This window comes from Pseudomonas sp. C9D1 (genome assembly GCF_056491235.1).
Window position 1 is genome coordinate 403008 of the sequence record NZ_JBSZIE010000003.1, and the last position, 16274, is coordinate 419281.

The following is a 16274-nucleotide window of genomic DNA, read 5'->3' on the forward strand; positions in this document are numbered from 1 at the left end:
CGAAAAGCCTCTTATTCCTGAATGACGTCGGCGCCTTCCGGAACCTTGAAGTCGAACTGGGCAGCGTCGATCGCCTGGTTCATCTTCACGCCGAGGAAGAGGATGTTGGTGCGCTGGCCGACGCTGTCGATCAGCTGCATGTCGTTGATCACGCCGTTGCGGAAGGACAGGCGCAGGGTGTCGAACAGGGTGTCCTTGGCCTTGGGCGTGAGGATGAAGTCGACCACGTCGCCACCTTCCTTGTGGGTGATCTCGAAGTTCTCGCTGATCTTCGACACATCGCCCGACAACAGCAGCGCAGGCGTATGGGTCAGGCGCTGATCGAGGGTCTGGATGGTGACCTGCTGCAGGTCCGGGTCATACAGCCAGACCTTCTGGCCGTTGGATACCAGCAGCTGCTCCATCGGCTCGTCGGTGTGCCAGCGGAACAGCCCGGGGCGCTTGAGCACCAGCTCACCGGAGGTTTCCTGCAGTTGGGTGCCGGAGCCGTCCAGGGTCAGCTGGGAGAAGCGGCCGGTAATGGTCTGTGCCTTGTTGAGCATTTCAGTCAGGCGGGCGATGGCTACCTGGTCATCGGCCTGGGCCTGCAGGGCGCCAAGACTCAGCGCGGCAACGAGCAGCATGCGGATCAGTCGCATGGGGGTCCTCATCAGAATTCGTTCGGGGTTAGTCGCGAATCGGGCCCGGCGCGATTACGTCACGCGAGCCGTTGGTGTTCATGGGCGTGACGACGCCAGCCATTTCCATCGCTTCGATCATCCGTGCAGCACGGTTGTAGCCGATCTTGAGCTTGCGCTGCACGGCGGAAATCGAGGCCCTGCGGCTCTCGGTGACAAAGCGCACGGCCTCGTCGTAGAGCGGGTCTTCCTCGCTGCCCTCGCCGCCTTCGCCACCATCGAAACCACCGCTGGAGCCACCACCCTCTTCGGCGCCGGCAAGGATGTCTTCGATGTAGTCAGGCGCGCCACGCAGCTTCCAGGCTTCCACGACGCGGTGCACTTCATCGTCGGAAACGAAGGCGCCATGGACGCGGATGGGCAGGCCGGTACCCGGCGGTAGGTAGAGCATGTCACCGTGGCCGAGCAGCTGTTCGGCACCGCCCTGGTCGAGAATGGTGCGCGAGTCGATCTTGCTGGAAACCTGGAACGCCATGCGGGTGGGGATGTTGGCCTTGATCAGGCCGGTGATCACGTCCACCGAGGGGCGCTGGGTCGCGAGGATCAGGTGGATGCCCGCCGCACGCGCCTTCTGCGCGATACGGGCGATGAGCTCTTCCACCTTCTTGCCGACGATCATCATCATGTCGGCGAATTCGTCGACGATGACCACGATGGTGGGCAGCGTCTTCAGCAGAGGCGCTTCGTCCTCCATGCTCTCGCGACGGTAGAGCGGATCGGTGAGCGGGGTGCCCGCCTCTTCCGCATCCTTGACCTTGCGGTTGAAGCCGGCCAGGTTACGCACGCCCATGGCGGCCATCAGCTTGTAGCGCCGCTCCATCTCGGCCACGCTCCAACGCAGCGCGTTGGCGGCTTCCTTCATGTCTGTCACGACCGGGCACAGCAGGTGCGGAATGCCTTCGTAGATCGACAGTTCGAGCATCTTCGGGTCGATCATGATCAGCCGCGCCTGCTCGGGCGTGGACTTGAACAGGATCGACAGGATCATGGCGTTCACACCCACGGACTTACCGGAACCGGTGGTACCGGCAACCAGCAGGTGGGGCATCCTGGCCAGGTCGGTGATCACCGGGCGGCCGCCGATGTCATGCCCCAACGCCATGGTCACGGGGGACTTGGCATCGTCGTATTCGGTCGAGGACAGCACTTCGGAGAAGCGCACGATCTGCCGATCCTCGTTGGGGATTTCAATACCCACGGTGGTCTTGCCGGGAATCACTTCCACGACGCGCACGCTGATCACCGCGAGGGAGCGCGCAAGGTCCTTGGCCAGGTTGGAAATGCGGCTGACCTTCACCCCGGCGGCGGGCTGGATCTCGAAACGGGTGATCACCGGACCCGGATGCACGGACTCGACGAGCACCTCGACACCGAACTCCTTGAGCTTGATCTCCAGCAGGCGCGACATGGCCTCCAGGGATTCCGGGGAGTAGCTCTTCTGCTTCTTCTCCGCCGCATCGAGGATGGAGATAGGTGGCAGGGTGCCTTCCACAGCGCTGTCGACGAACAGCGGGGCCTGCTTCTCCTTCTGCACCCGCTTGCTGGGCTCGGCCGCCTTGGCCGGCGCAGGCGGGGTGATGACGGGAGCCGGGCGCTTGTCGCGTTCGGTCATGTGCTTGGCCAGGGCCTCTTCGCGCTCTATCAGGCGCTCCTTGACCTTGGCTTGCTCGCGGCTGTCGCGAACCACAGGGGCGGCGACTTCGCTGACGCGGTCATCGACCTCGCGCAGCTTGGCCACCAGCAGCTTGCGCTCGGAGCGCGCGCTCCACCAACGGTTGATCAGGCTCTGGATCAGCTCGATGAGGTCAAGGGTGATCTTGCCGGTCAGGTCCATCACCTTGAACCAGGACAGGTCGGTGAACACCGTCAGGCCAAAAAGGAACAGCGCGAAGAACATCAACGTGCTGCCCTGGACGTTCAGGGCATTGACCGCCAGGTGGCTGAGGCTTTCGCCCAGCGCGCCCCCAGCAGAGGCCGGCATGCCGACGCTGTCCTGGAAGTGGATATCGGCCAGCGCAGCGCCGGAAAGCACCAGGAACACCAGGCCGATCAGGCGCCAGGAGAACAGCCAGCCACTCCAGTCGATAGCCTGGTGGCGATGACGGAAAACCTGCAGCGTCTTGATCGCCAGCAGCAACGGGAAGATATAGGCGAAGTAACCCAGGGCCATGAACAGGATGTCGGCGAACCAGGCGCCGAGGCGGCCCGCCGCGTTCTGCACCTGCTCGACGTTGCTGGTGTGGGTCCAGCCCGGGTCGGAGGAGTCGTAGGTGAGCAGCGCCATCCACAGGTAAAGGCACAACGCGCCCAGCGCGATCAGCGCACCTTCCTTGAGGCGGTAATGCAATTGCTGGCGCCAGACGGGCGTCTGGGCGGTACTAGTGGAATTCTTCAAACGCCTTTTTTCCTGCGCCCCGAGGCGCGCTCAAGAATCGGTTACTGGCGGAAATGCCGCCTATTGTACGGGCTTAACCACCCGGCGCGACAGCGCGCCCATTGAGCCTGGAGCGTTTTGCCGCTGATTCGTGCTTCGGTGTAGCATAGCCGCCAACATCTTGCGCAGCGCTCAATTTGAGCATGCATTCTCTTTTGTGACAAAGACTTATGAGGCCTTTTTATGAGCGACGTCAAGCATTCACGCCTGATCATCCTGGGCTCCGGCCCAGCCGGTTACACCGCCGCCGTGTATGCCGCCCGCGCTAACCTCAAACCCGTCGTCATCACTGGCATCCAGCCCGGCGGCCAGCTGACCATCACCACCGAAGTCGACAACTGGCCTGGTGACGTCGAAGGCCTCACCGGCCCGGCCCTGATGGAGCGCATGCAGAAGCACGCCGAGCGTTTCGACACCGAGATCGTCTACGACCACATCCACACCGCCGAGTTGCAGCAACGCCCGTTCATCCTCAAGGGCGACAGCGGCACCTATAGCTGCGACGCCCTGATCATCGCCACCGGCGCCTCCGCCCAGTACCTGGGCCTGCCGTCCGAAGAAGCCTTTGCCGGCAAGGGCGTTTCGGCCTGCGCCACCTGCGACGGCTTCTTCTACCGCAACCAGGTGGTCTGCGTGATCGGCGGGGGCAACACCGCAGTCGAAGAAGCGCTGTACCTCTCCAACATCGCCAAGGAAGTCCACCTGATCCACCGCCGCGACAAGCTGCGCTCGGAGAAGATCCTTCAGGACAAACTGTTCGAGAAAGCCAAGAACGGCAACGTTCGCCTGCACTGGAACCACACCCTGGAAGAAGTACTGGGCGATGCCACCGGCGTCACCGGCGTGCGCCTGAAGGACACCACCAGCGGCGAAACCCGTGAAATGCCCCTGGCCGGCGTATTCATCGCCATCGGCCACAAGCCCAACACCGAACTCTTCCAAGGCCAGCTGGAAATGCGCGACGGCTACCTGGTAGTGCGCGGCGGCTCCGAAGGCAACGCCACCGCCAGCAGCATCGAAGGGGTGTTTGCCGCCGGCGACGTAGCCGACCACGTCTACCGCCAGGCCATCACCTCCGCTGGCGCCGGCTGCATGGCCGCACTGGACGCCGAAAAATTCCTCGACGACAACTAAGGCCCTGAGGCGGCGCCCACCCGCGCCGCCCTCCCCTCCTCCATGCTGACCTGGCTGAGCCGCGACAACCTCACCTTCCCACCCCTGGAGCGCGCCCTGCGCGAGCCGAACGGCCTGCTGGCCGCGGGTGGCGACCTCTCCCCGGAGCGCCTGGTCCAGGCATACCGCCACGGCTGCTTCCCCTGGTTCCAGGATGGCCAGCCGATACTCTGGTGGTCACCAGACCCCCGCACCGTCCTGCCACCCCAGGAAATCCATATCTCCCGCAGCCTGGCCAAGCTGATGCGCCAGCAGCGCTTCCGCATCACCTTCGACCAGGATTTCGCCGCCGTCATCCAGGCCTGCGCCGGGCCACGCAGCTACGCGGACGGCACCTGGATTACCACGCCGATGCAGGCCGCCTATCTGGAACTGCACCGCCGCGGCGTCGCGCATTCGGTCGAGGTCTGGCTGGAAGACGAGCTGGCAGGTGGCTTGTACGGACTCGCCATGGGCAAGCTGTTCTTCGGTGAGTCGATGTTCAGCCGCACCGACAACGCGTCCAAAGTGGGCTTCGTCACCCTGACCCAGCACCTGTCCCGCTGGGGCTTCGTACTCATCGACTGCCAGATGCCGACCCAGCACCTGCACAGCTTCGGCGCCCGCTCCATCAGTCGCGAGAAGTTTTCGCGCTACCTGCAGCTCTACCTCGACCAACCCAACAGCGCCGACTGGGTCGTCGCCTAGGCGAGTCGCCAACCCTGGCTTACACTTGCAGAAGGCTTTTTCGAGATTAGACCATGACCGAGCTGGCTCGCCTGAAGTTCTATGCCACTCAACCGCATCCTTGCAGCTACCTGCCCGAAGAACAGGCCACGACACTGTTCCTCGACCCCAGTCAGCCGATGGATGTGGAGGTCTACGCCGAGCTCTCGGAAATGGGTTTTCGCCGCAGCGGCGACCACCTCTACCGCCCCCACTGCCAGCGCTGCACCGCCTGCGTCCCCGCGCGCATCCCCGCAGAAGCCTTCGCCCCCAGCCGCCAGCAGCGGCGCATCCTCAAGCGCAATACCGATATCGAAGTCCGCGCCGTGCGCCCGACCTTCAACGAGGAGTACTACGCCCTCTACGTCCGCTACATCGAAGAGCGCCACGCGGATGGCGACATGTACCCGCCGAGCCGCGACCAGTTCTCCACCTTCCTGGTTCGCGACCTGCCCTTCTCGCGCTTTTACGAGTTCCGCCTGGACGGCCGCCTGGTTGCCATAGCGGTCACCGATGTCCTGCCCAACGGCCTCTCCGCCGTTTACACCTTCTACGACCCGTCGGAGGAGCGCCGCAGCCTCGGCCGCTTCGCCATTCTCTGGCAGATCGGAGAAACACTGCGCCTGGGTCTCCAGGCGGTCTATCTCGGCTACTGGATCAAGAACTGCCGGAAGATGAACTACAAGACCCAGTACCGCCCCATCGAGCTCTTCGTCAACCAGCGCTGGGTCACCCTCACCTGAAACTCTTGGCTTACGGTGCAATTTTCGGGCACAATGCACGCCGTTTTTGCCAGGCGCCGTTTGCACCCGGCCAATCATTGATACCGAGGGCTTTACTGCATGTCGAAAGAAGACAGCTTCGAAATGGAAGGCACTGTCATCGATACCCTGCCTAACACCATGTTCCGCGTGGAGTTGGAAAACGGGCACGTCGTCACCGCGCATATTTCTGGAAAAATGCGCAAGAACTACATCCGCATCCTCACCGGCGACAAGGTTCGCGTTGAACTGACCCCCTACGATCTGAGCAAAGGCCGCATCACCTACCGCGCCCGCTGACAGATCCACAACAAAAAGCCCGGCACTAGCCGGGCTTTTTGCGTTGCTCCATCGTCAGGCCATTTCGGCAGTGGTCTCGAAATCGAACTCGAGCTCACCATCCTTGACGTCGATGTGCACGACACCGCCGTGCTCGGCCAGCTCACCAAAGAGGATCTCCTCCGCCAGCGGACGCTTGATCTTGTCCTGAATCAAGCGCGCCATCGGGCGGGCACCCATCTGCACGTCATAACCCCGCTCGCCGAGCCAGCCACGCGCCTCGTCGCTAACCACCAGTTGGACGCGCTTGTCCTCGAGCTGCGCCTGCAACTCGGTGAGGAACTTGTCGACCACGTTCTTGATGGTTTCGTGACTGAGGCGACCGAACTGGATGATGGTATCCAGACGGTTGCGGAACTCCGGCGTAAAGCTCTTGCGGATGACCTCCATCGCATCGGACGAGTGGTCCTGATGCGTAAAGCCGATGGAGGCACGCGCAGCGGTTTCGGCACCGGCGTTGGTAGTCATGATCACGATGACGTTGCGGAAATCCGCCTTGCGCCCGTTGTTGTCGGTCAGCGTGCCGTGGTCCATCACCTGCAGCAGCAGGTTGAAGACCTCGGGGTGCGCCTTTTCGATCTCGTCGAGCAGCAACACGCAATGCGGCATCTTGGTGATGGCTTCGGTGAGCAAGCCACCCTGGTCGAAACCTACGTACCCGGGAGGCGCACCGATCAGGCGTGACACAGTGTGCCGCTCCATGTACTCGGACATGTCGAAGCGCACCAGCTCGATACCCATCGCCTTCGCCAATTGGCGGGCAACTTCGGTCTTGCCGACACCCGTGGGGCCCGCGAAGAGGAAGGAGCCCACCGGCTTGTCCGGCGACTTGAGGCCAGCCCGGGACAGCTTGATGGCCGTCGACAGCGAGTCGATGGCGGCATCCTGGCCGAATACGGTCAGCTTCAGGTCGCGCTCGAGGTTACGCAGCAATTCCTTGTCGGAACTGTTGACGTGCTTTGGAGGAATCCGCGCGATCTTCGCGACGATATCCTCGACCTGCGCAACATCGATACGAGGAGCACGCTTGTCTTCCGGCTGCAGGCGCTGATAGGCCCCCGCCTCGTCGATAACGTCGATGGCCTTGTCCGGCATGTGCCGATCGTTGATATAGCGCGCAGCGAGCTCAGCAGCAGCCCGCAGAGCCTCGTCGCTGTACTCGATGTGGTGGTGCTGCTCGAAGCGGCCCTTGAGCCCCCTGAGGATGCCCACGGTGTCTTCAACCGACGGCTCGCTTACATCGACCTTCTGGAAGCGACGCGCCAGGGCTCGATCCTTCTCGAAGATGCCGCGGAATTCCTGGAAGGTGGTCGAGCCGATGCAACGGATCTCCCCGGAGGACAGCAGCGGCTTGAGCAGATTGGACGCATCCATTACCCCGCCCGATGCCGCACCCGCACCAATGATGGTGTGGATCTCATCGATGAAGAGGATCGCATGGGGGCGCTTGCGCAGCTCGTTGAGCAGCGCCTTGAAGCGCTTCTCGAAGTCACCGCGGTACTTGGTGCCCGCCAGCAGGGCCCCCAGGTCGAGGGAGTAGACGACGCTATCAGCCAGCAACTCAGGAACCTGATTGTCGACGATGCGCTTGGCCAGGCCTTCGGCGATCGCCGTCTTGCCGACCCCCGCCTCACCCACCAGCAACGGGTTGTTCTTGCGGCGGCGCGCCAGGATCTGCGCGACACGCTCCACCTCGGTCTCGCGACCGACCAGCGGGTCGATCCGCCCCTGGCGCGCCAGTTCATTCAGATTGCTTGCATAGGCATCCAGTGGATGCCCAGCGGAAGAAGACTCCCCACCTTCGTCATCCTGCATTTCCTGCTCGCTATCATGCTGCTCGCCATGGCCGGGCACCTTGGAGATGCCGTGGGCGATGTAGTTGACGACATCGATACGGGCGACGCTCTGCTGCTTGAGCAGGAACACCGCCTGGCTTTCCTGCTCGCTGAAGATGGCAACCAACACGTTGGCGCCCGTGACTTCACGCTTGCCGGAGCTCTGCACGTGGAACACGGCGCGCTGCAATACGCGCTGGAACCCGAGCGTGGGCTGGGTTTCGCGGTCCTCGTCATGCTGAGGGATCAGCGGCGTGGTGGAGTCGATGAATTCCTGTAGATCATGCCGCAGCTTGTCCAGATTCGCCCCGCAGGCCTTCAGCACTGCGGAGGCTGCCTCATTGTCCAGAAGGGCCAGCAACAAATGCTCGACCGTCATGAATTCATGACGCTTGGCACGGGCCTCCTTGAAGGCAAGATTGAGGGTGACTTCGAGCTCACGGTTCAACATAGCTTCACCTCATACCCAAGCGGTCGGCGTTAACCGTCCTTCTCGATCTCACAGAGTAGCGGATGCTGACTCTCTCTCGCGTATTGATTCACCTGCATCGCCTTGGTTTCAGCAATATCGCGTGTAAACACTCCACAGACCGCCCGCCCTTCGGTATGGACGGTCAGCATGACCTTGGTCGCTGCCTCGCGGTTGTGACTGAAGAACACCTCTAGAACTTCCACCACGAAATCCATCGGTGTGTAGTCATCGTTAAACATGACCACCTTATACATGGGTGGCGCCTGCAGGATCGGCTTGGCTTCCTGGACCAACAGACCGGAGTCGTCGTCCCCATGATGCTCAGGGCGATCCTGATTGAATGTTAGTCGAATCTGGCTGCTTGCATGCATGCTGGAATAAAGCTTCTTGGTAGACGAAATGGGACGCCCCATGGACTTTGACCCGCTTCTCAGCTGGCCGCTGCATTGCCTTGACTAAAGGCAAAACGGTGTTACAAACAATGGATACCCACCTACGGGTATCAGGGGTTCCGCACCCTCGTCCATATGGTCGAAGCGGGCGCGGGGTCGAAGTGGATGATACTCCAGTGATGGAGTCCTTTGCAGAGGGATATCAGCATGGTTAGCGGTAAGGTCAAGTGGTTCAACAACGCCAAGGGCTATGGATTTATCCTCGCTGACGGCCGAGATGAGGACCTGTTCGCCCATTATTCGGCCATTCAGATGGATGGCTATAAAACCTTGAAAGCTGGCCAACCGGTAAGCTTCGATATCATCCAGGGCCCCAAAGGCCTGCACGCCGTGAACATCAGTACGGTCACGGCAAATTCCGAAGCACCTGCCGCCACTGCCAGCCTCCCCCAGGGCAGCACGGTCGAGGCTTGAGCCCAATTCCTTAGGGCATAAAAAAGGCCGGTCATGATGACCGGCCTTTTTGTCACGCCATCAATCTCACATGTGAGCGATGGTGGCGTCGCCGAAGCCAGAGCAGGAAAGCAGCGTGGCACCGTCCATCAGACGCTCGAAGTCGTAAGTAACGGTCTTCGCAGCGATGGCACCGTTGGTGCCCTTGATGATCAGGTCAGCAGCTTCGACCCAACCCATGTGGCGCAGCATCATCTCGGCAGAGAGGATGACCGAACCCGGGTTGACCTTGTCCTGGCCAGCGTACTTCGGCGCGGTGCCGTGAGTCGCTTCGAACATGGCGATGGTGTCGGACAGGTTGGCACCCGGAGCGATACCGATACCACCCACTTCAGCCGCCAGGGCGTCGGACAGGTAGTCACCGTTCAGGTTCAGGGTGGCGATGACGTCGTACTCGGCCGGGCGCAGCAGAATCTGCTGCAGCATGGCGTCGGCGATGGCGTCTTTCACCACGATGTTCTTGCCGGTGTTCGGGTTCTTGAACTGCATCCACGGGCCGCCGTCCAGCAGCTCGGCACCGAACTCATCACGTGCGACTTCGTAGCCCCACTCTTTGAAGGCACCTTCGGTGAACTTCATGATGTTGCCTTTGTGGACGATGGTCACGGAGCTGCGATCGTTGTCCACGGCGTACTGCAGGGCCTTGCGCACGAGGCGCTTGGTGCCTTCCAGGGAAACCGGCTTGATGCCGATGCCGCAGTTTTCGGTGAAGCGGATTTTCTTGACGCCCATTTCCTCGGTGAGGAACTTGATGACCTTCTCGGCCTCGGGGGAGCCAGCTTTCCACTCGACGCCGGCGTAGATGTCTTCCGAGTTCTCACGGAAGATGATCATGTCCACGTCACCCGGCTTCTTGACCGGGCTGGGCACGCCTTCGAACCAGCGAACGGGACGCTGGCAGACATACAGGTCCAGCTCCTGGCGCAGGGCAACGTTCAGGGAGCGGATGCCACCACCGACCGGGGTGGTCAGCGGGCCTTTGATGGAAACGACGTAGTCACGTACCGCTTCCAGGGTTTCTTTCGGCAGCCAGGTGTCCTGGTCATAGACCTGGGTGGCCTTCTCGCCAGCGTAGACTTCCATCCAGGAGATCTTGCGAGTGCCGTTGTAGGCCTTGGCAACGGCGGCATCAACCACCTTGATCATGACTGGGCTGATGTCGACGCCGATACCATCACCTTCGATGAAGGGGATGATCGGGTTGTTCGGGACGTTCAGGGACATATCGGCATTGACGGTGATTTTGTCACCGGTAGCAGGCACCTGGATCTTTTGGTATCCCATGCTGGACTCCGTAGTTCTCGTGGTCTGACAACCATCACGCGGTCGGCGCGACGGATGGATCTTGGGTCTCGGAAAGGCGGCACATTCTTGTAGTTTTTCTACAGAAAGTCACGCACTTTTCCATGTTTCGACAGATCGGGCTGGCAGTTAAACCCGCATGAAACCTGTGCTTTAGCCCTACATGTAGTCAAACTACAACTTCGCTACACGTAGCCATCCGAGCAAGCGCTATTCATCCTAGCAGCTTGCTTCCGGATTGCTCCTCTCTCGCCGGGTCATCAACCGATGGCTACTATCAGCCACCTACCCAAGGAGGACTCCATGCGCTTCACCCCCCATGTCACAGTCGCCACCCTGATCGAAGACCAGGGCCGTTTCCTGATGGTCGAGGAGATGTCGGATGGCCGGGCGGTATTAAACCAGCCTGCCGGCCACTTGGAAGCCGACGAAAGTCTCATCCAGGCCGCCCTGCGCGAAACCCTCGAGGAAACCGGCTGGGAAGTCGAGCTGACCGCCGTCACCGGCATCTACCTCTATACAGCGCCGAGCAATGGTGTCACCTACCAGCGCGTGTGCTTCGCCGCCCGCCCCTTGCGCCACCTACCCGAACGCGAGCTGGACGATGGCATCATCGGCCCGCGCTGGCTGACCCGCGACGAGCTCTTGGCCCACCGCGAGCAATGGCGCAGCCCACTGATCCTGCGTTGTATCGATGACTACCTGGCCGGCGAGCGCTTCCCCCTCAGCCTGATCCGCGACCCGGCGTGATCGCCCGAGGCAAGCGCACCTGATAGAATCCCGTTCTTTTTTGCAGCAGCCCCAGAGTCTTATGTCCGATACAGCCAAAACCCGCGTGATCGTCGGCATGTCCGGCGGCGTGGACTCTTCCGTTTCCGCCCTCCTGCTGATGGAACAGGGTTACCAGGTGGAAGGCCTGTTCATGAAGAACTGGGACGAGGACGACGGCACCGAATACTGCACCGCCAAGGAAGACCTGGCGGACGCCCAGGCCGTGTGCGACCGCATCGGCATCAAGCTGCACACCGCCAACTTCGCCGCCGAGTACTGGGACAACGTCTTCGAGCACTTCCTTGCCGAATACAAGGCCGGCCGCACGCCGAACCCGGACATTCTCTGCAACCGCGAGATCAAGTTCAAAGCCTTCCTCGACTACGCTCTGATGCTCGGCGCCGACCTGATCGCCACCGGCCACTACGTGCGCCGCCGCGACATCGACGGCCGCACCGAACTGCTCAAGGGCCTGGACCCGAACAAGGACCAGAGCTACTTCCTCCACGCCGTCGGCGGCAAGGAAATCGCCCGCACGCTGTTCCCCGTGGGTGAACTGGAGAAGCCGGAAGTCCGCGCCATCGCCGAGAAACATGGCCTGGCCACGGCCAAGAAAAAGGACTCCACCGGCATCTGCTTCATCGGCGAGCGCCGCTTCAGCGACTTCCTCAAGCAATACCTGCCCGCCCAGCCCGGCGACATCGAGACCACAGACGGCGACGTCATCGGCCGTCACCATGGCCTGATGTACCACACCATCGGCCAGCGCCAGGGCCTGGGCATCGGCGGCATGAAGGACGCCAGCGACGAGCCCTGGTACGTACTGGCCAAGGACCTGGAGCGCAACGTCCTGGTGGTCGGCCAGGGCAACGAACACCCCTGGCTGTTCTCCCGCGCCCTGCTCGCCTCCGAGATCTTCTGGGTCAACCCCATCGATCTCGAGCAGCCCCGCGCACTGACCGCCAAGGTCCGTTATCGCCAGGCTGATCAGGCCTGCACCCTGGAAAAAACCGCCACCGGCTATCGCGCCGTGTTCGACGAGCCTCAGCGCGCCGTCACCCCCGGCCAGTCCGTGGTCTTCTACGACGGCGAAATCTGCCTCGGCGGCGGCGTCATCGAAAGCTATGACGCCTGGGACGCCGAGGTGCGCCCATGACCCCATTGCAGGAACAACTGATCGCGCTGGGCGCCGTATTCGAAGCCGCCGTACTGGTGGACAAGATCGCCAAGACCGGCCAGATCAGCGAAGCGCCGCTGGGCTGCATGCTCGGCAGCCTGCTGGTTCGCGACCCGAAGAGCACCCTCGACGTGTACGGCGGTGACGACATCAACCTGCGCGACGGCTACAAGGCCCTGATCAGCGCCCTGGAACGCGAACCCAGCAGCCTGCAGCGCGAGCCCCTGCGCTACGCCCTGTCGTTGCTGACCCTGGAGCGCCAACTGAACAAGCGCGAAGACATGCTGCAGCTGATCGGCAGCCGCCTGGACCAGATCCAGCAGCAGACCCAGCACTTCGGCCTCGTCCACGACAACGTCATCGCCTCCTGCGGCAGCCTCTACCAGGACACCCTCAGCACCTTCCGCCAGCGCATCCAGGTCCATGGCGACATGCGCAACCTGCAGCAACCGAGCAACGCCGCCAAGATCCGCGCCCTGCTGCTTACCGGCATCCGCTCCGCACGCCTCTGGCGCCAGCTCGGCGGCCACCGCTGGCAACTGCTGTTCAGCCGCCGCAAGCTGCTCGGCGAGCTCTACCCCATGCTGCGCGGCTGAGCCATGGGCAGGCGCCGAACGGCGCATGCCCGGACGCGGTTTCGGGGCCGGTTTTCATGTATGATGTGCGCCCTTTTCGTTGACCGATTGTCCGAGAACGCCCCATGCAGCTCTCCTCGCTCACCGCGGTTTCCCCCGTCGATGGCCGCTACGCCGGCAAAACCAGCGCACTGCGCCCGATCTTCAGTGAATATGGCCTGATCCGCTTCCGCGTACAGGTCGAAGTCCGCTGGCTGCAGCGCCTTGCTGCCCATGCTGGCGTTCCGGAAGTCGCGCCCTTCTCCGCCGAAGCCAACGCCCTGCTCAACGAGCTGGCCGAAAACTTCCAGCTGGAGCACGCCGAGCGCATCAAGGAAATCGAGCGCACCACCAACCACGACGTGAAAGCCGTGGAGTACCTGCTCAAGGAGCAGGCCGCCAAGCTGCCGGAGCTGGCCAAGGTCAGCGAATTCATCCACTTCGCCTGCACCAGCGAGGACATCAACAACCTGTCCCACGCCCTGATGCTGCGTGAAGGCCGTGATGACGTCCTGCTGCCGCTGATGCGCCAGGTGGCCAACGCCATCCGTGAGCTGGCGATCCGCTTCGCCGACGTGCCGATGCTCTCCCGCACCCACGGCCAGCCCGCCTCCCCCACCACCCTGGGCAAGGAACTGGCCAACGTCGTCTACCGCCTGGAGCGCCAAATCGCCCAGGTAGCCGCCGTGCCGCTGCTGGGCAAGATCAACGGCGCCGTGGGCAACTACAACGCCCACCTCTCCGCCTACCCGGAAGTCGACTGGGAAGCCAACGCCCGCGAATTCATCGAAGGCGACCTGGGCCTGGGCTTCAACCCCTACACCACCCAGATCGAGCCGCACGACTACATCGCCGAGCTGTTCGACGCCATCGCCCGCTTCAACACCATCCTCATCGACTTCGATCGCGACGTCTGGGGCTACATCTCCCTCGGCTACTTCAAGCAGAAGACCGTTGCCGGCGAGATCGGCTCCTCGACCATGCCGCACAAGGTCAACCCGATCGACTTCGAAAACTCCGAAGGCAACCTCGGCATCGCCAACGCCCTGTTCCAGCACCTGGCCAGCAAGCTGCCGATCTCCCGCTGGCAGCGCGACCTGACCGACTCCACCGTGCTGCGCAACCTCGGCGTCGGCTTCGCCCACAGCGTCATCGCCTACGAAGCCAGCCTCAAGGGCATCGGCAAGCTGGAGCTGAACGAAGCCCGCATCGCCGCCGACCTGGACGCCTGCTGGGAAGTCCTCGCCGAGCCGATCCAGACCGTGATGCGCCGCTACGCCATCGAGAACCCCTACGAGAAGCTGAAGGAACTGACCCGCGGCAAGGGCATCAGCCCCGAAGCGCTGCAGACTTTCATCGACGGCCTCGACATGCCGGCCGAAGCCAAGGCCGAGCTGCGCAAGCTGACCCCCGCCGCCTACATCGGCAACGCGGTGGCCCAGGCCAAGCGCATCTAACGGCTATCGCCCCCTTGCACGCCCGGCTGTGCCGGGCGTTTTTATTTCAAAGGTTCCGCCATGACTTCCGATCTCCCCCTGCAAATCCTCGGCGGCATCTCCGCCCGTGAATTCCTCCGTGACTACTGGCAGAAGAAGCCGCTGCTGATCCGCCAGGCCATCCCGGGCTATGAAAGCCCCATCTCGCCCGACGAGCTGGCCGGCCTCTCCCTGGAAGAGGAAGTCGAATCGCGCCTGGTGATCGAACATGGCGAGCGCCCCTGGGAGCTGCGTCGCGGCCCCTTCGCCGAAGACACCTACCAGGACCTGCCGGAAAAGGAATGGACCCTCCTCGTCCAGTCCGTCGACCAGTTCGTCCCGGAGGTCGCCGAGCTGCTGGAGCACTTCCGCTTCCTGCCGAGCTGGCGCATCGACGACATCATGGTCAGCTTCGCCGCGCCCGGTGGCGGCGTCGGCCCGCACTACGACAACTACGACGTCTTCCTGCTCCAGGCCCACGGCCAGCGCCGCTGGAAGATCGGCCAGATGTGCGACACCGACAGCCCGCTGCTGCCCCACGCCGATCTGCGCATCCTCGCCGAATTCCACGGCACCGATGAGTGGGTACTGGAACCGGGCGACATGCTCTACCTGCCGCCGCGCCTGGCCCACTTCGGCATCGCCGAAGATGACTGCATGACCTACTCGGTCGGCTTCCGCGCCCCCAGCGCCGCCGAGGTACTGACCCATTTCACCGACTTCCTCGCCCAGTTCATTCCGGACGAAGAGCGCTACAACGACGCCGACATCACCCCGGTCAGCGACCCGCACCAGATCCAGCAGGACTCCCTCGACCGCCTCAAGGCGCTGCTGGCCGAGCACATGAGCGATGAACGCCTGCTGCTGACCTGGTTCGGCCAGTTCATGACCGAGCCGCGCTACCCCGAACTGGTCGCCGGCACCGAAGTGGACGAAGACGAATTCGTCGGCGCCCTGGAAGACGGCGCGGTACTGATCCGCAACCCCAGCGCCCGCATGGCCTGGTCCGAAATGGATATCGGCCTGATGCTGTTCGCCAGCGGCCAGAGCCGCCTGCTGCCCAGCAGCCTGCGCGAGCTGCTGAAACTGGTCTGCGCCAGCGACGCGCTGCACATCGACAACCTCGGCCAATGGCTGGCGGACGAGGACGGGCGTAAGCTTCTGTGGGAACTGATCAAGCAAGGAAGTCTGGAGTTTGCCGATGAGTGAGATACACGTCCGCATCGCCGATTGGCAGAAGGACAATGCCGACCTGCGCCGCATCCGTGAAGCCGTGTTCATCGCCGAGCAGGCGGTGGCACCGGAGCAGGAATGGGATGCGGAAGACGTCGACGCGGTCCATTTCCTCGCCCTCGAGCATGACTACGCCATCGGCACCGCACGCCTGCTGCCCGACGGCCATATCGGCCGCGTCTCGGTACTCAAGGACTGGCGTGGCCTGCGGGTCGGCGATCGCCTGCTGGAAGCGGTGATCGCCGAAGCGGAACGTCGCGGCCTCAAACAGCAGATGCTCTCCGCCCAGGTACACGCCACCCCCTTCTATGAACGCCACGGCTTCCGCGTCGTCAGCGGCGAGTTCCTCGAAGCCGGCATCCCTCACGTGGACATGGTGCGCGACAGCCAGTAGAGGTCGA

At 62.7% G+C, this 16274-nt stretch carries 16 protein-coding genes; 11 read left to right on the forward strand and 5 right to left on the reverse strand.

The window, feature by feature from the left end; all coding sequences use genetic code 11:
* Window positions 1-11: 11 nt before the first annotated feature.
* Together lolA and ftsK are read right to left on the reverse strand one after the other, a co-directional pair.
* Window positions 12-638 (reverse strand): outer membrane lipoprotein periplasmic chaperone LolA, encoded by a 627-nt coding sequence (gene lolA, locus ACXI0U_RS29355; protein WP_021219012.1) that lies wholly within the window; start codon window positions 636-638, stop codon window positions 12-14.
* 28 nt (window positions 639-666) lie between these two features.
* A complete protein-coding gene (ftsK, locus tag ACXI0U_RS29360; RefSeq protein WP_021219013.1) occupies window positions 667-3072 on the reverse strand; it encodes a DNA translocase FtsK in 2406 nt (801 codons plus the stop codon).
* A 222-nt stretch (window positions 3073-3294) separates the two neighbouring features.
* On the opposite strand from ftsK, the gene trxB reads away from it, so the two are divergent.
* The 4 genes from trxB (at window position 3295) to infA (ending at window position 6050) form a co-directional block, all read left to right on the forward strand.
* A complete protein-coding gene (trxB, locus tag ACXI0U_RS29365) occupies window positions 3295-4245 on the forward strand; it encodes a thioredoxin-disulfide reductase (RefSeq protein WP_021219014.1) in 951 nt (316 codons plus the stop codon).
* Window positions 4246-4287: 42 nt separating this feature from the next.
* Window positions 4288-4971, forward strand: coding sequence for a leucyl/phenylalanyl-tRNA--protein transferase (gene aat / locus ACXI0U_RS29370; protein WP_431484230.1), 684 nt, complete (start codon window positions 4288-4290; stop codon window positions 4969-4971).
* 53 nt (window positions 4972-5024) lie between these two features.
* Entirely contained in the window at window positions 5025-5732 is a 708-nt protein-coding gene (locus tag ACXI0U_RS29375; protein WP_021219016.1) for an arginyltransferase, read from the forward strand.
* A 99-nt stretch (window positions 5733-5831) separates the two neighbouring features.
* Window positions 5832-6050, forward strand: a complete 219-nt coding sequence (infA, locus tag ACXI0U_RS29380) for a translation initiation factor IF-1 (RefSeq protein ID WP_016492441.1) — start codon at window positions 5832-5834, stop codon at window positions 6048-6050.
* 54 nt (window positions 6051-6104) lie between these two features.
* Here the strand turns inward: infA and clpA are convergent, their stop codons facing one another.
* Both clpA and clpS read right to left on the reverse strand, forming a co-directional pair.
* Entirely contained in the window at window positions 6105-8375 is a 2271-nt protein-coding gene (gene clpA / locus ACXI0U_RS29385) for an ATP-dependent Clp protease ATP-binding subunit ClpA (protein WP_043241728.1), read from the reverse strand.
* Between the two features lie 29 nt (window positions 8376-8404).
* Window positions 8405-8767, reverse strand: coding sequence for an ATP-dependent Clp protease adapter ClpS (clpS, locus tag ACXI0U_RS29390; protein WP_021219018.1), 363 nt, complete (start codon window positions 8765-8767; stop codon window positions 8405-8407).
* Window positions 8768-8995: 228 nt separating this feature from the next.
* Here clpS and cspD point away from each other — a divergent pair, with 228 nt between their 5' ends.
* Complete coding sequence (gene cspD, locus ACXI0U_RS29395) at window positions 8996-9262, forward strand: cold shock domain-containing protein CspD (RefSeq protein ID WP_111262174.1); 267 nt, start codon at window positions 8996-8998, stop codon at window positions 9260-9262.
* Window positions 9263-9328: 66 nt separating this feature from the next.
* Here cspD and icd read toward each other — a convergent pair whose 3' ends face one another.
* A complete protein-coding gene (icd, locus tag ACXI0U_RS29400; protein ID WP_021219020.1) occupies window positions 9329-10585 on the reverse strand; it encodes an NADP-dependent isocitrate dehydrogenase in 1257 nt (418 codons plus the stop codon).
* A 321-nt stretch (window positions 10586-10906) separates the two neighbouring features.
* Here icd and ACXI0U_RS29405 point away from each other — a divergent pair, with 321 nt between their 5' ends.
* From ACXI0U_RS29405 to ACXI0U_RS29430, 6 genes are all read left to right on the forward strand, one after another.
* Window positions 10907-11353 carry an NUDIX hydrolase gene (locus ACXI0U_RS29405; protein ID WP_043241725.1) on the forward strand — a complete coding sequence of 149 codons (447 nt, stop codon included), beginning with the start codon at window positions 10907-10909 and terminating at the stop codon, window positions 11351-11353.
* 61 nt (window positions 11354-11414) lie between these two features.
* Window positions 11415-12530, forward strand: coding sequence for a tRNA 2-thiouridine(34) synthase MnmA (gene mnmA, locus ACXI0U_RS29410; protein WP_184490267.1), 1116 nt, complete (start codon window positions 11415-11417; stop codon window positions 12528-12530).
* The gene (gene hflD, locus ACXI0U_RS29415; protein ID WP_021219023.1) at window positions 12527-13147 is read left to right on the forward strand and encodes a high frequency lysogenization protein HflD; all 621 of its coding nucleotides are present in this window, start codon (window positions 12527-12529) and stop codon (window positions 13145-13147) included. Before mnmA ends, hflD begins: the two co-directional genes overlap by 4 nt.
* A 104-nt stretch (window positions 13148-13251) precedes the next feature.
* Window positions 13252-14622 carry an adenylosuccinate lyase gene (gene purB / locus ACXI0U_RS29420; protein WP_184490268.1) on the forward strand — a complete coding sequence of 457 codons (1371 nt, stop codon included), beginning with the start codon at window positions 13252-13254 and terminating at the stop codon, window positions 14620-14622.
* Window positions 14623-14682: 60 nt separating this feature from the next.
* Window positions 14683-15849, forward strand: a complete 1167-nt coding sequence (locus tag ACXI0U_RS29425; RefSeq protein ID WP_043241716.1) for a ribosomal protein uL16 3-hydroxylase — start codon at window positions 14683-14685, stop codon at window positions 15847-15849.
* The gene (locus ACXI0U_RS29430) at window positions 15842-16267 is read left to right on the forward strand and encodes a GNAT family N-acetyltransferase (protein WP_021219026.1); all 426 of its coding nucleotides are present in this window, start codon (window positions 15842-15844) and stop codon (window positions 16265-16267) included. The genes ACXI0U_RS29425 and ACXI0U_RS29430 overlap by 8 nt, the downstream gene beginning before the upstream one ends.
* Window positions 16268-16274 lie beyond the last annotated feature (7 nt).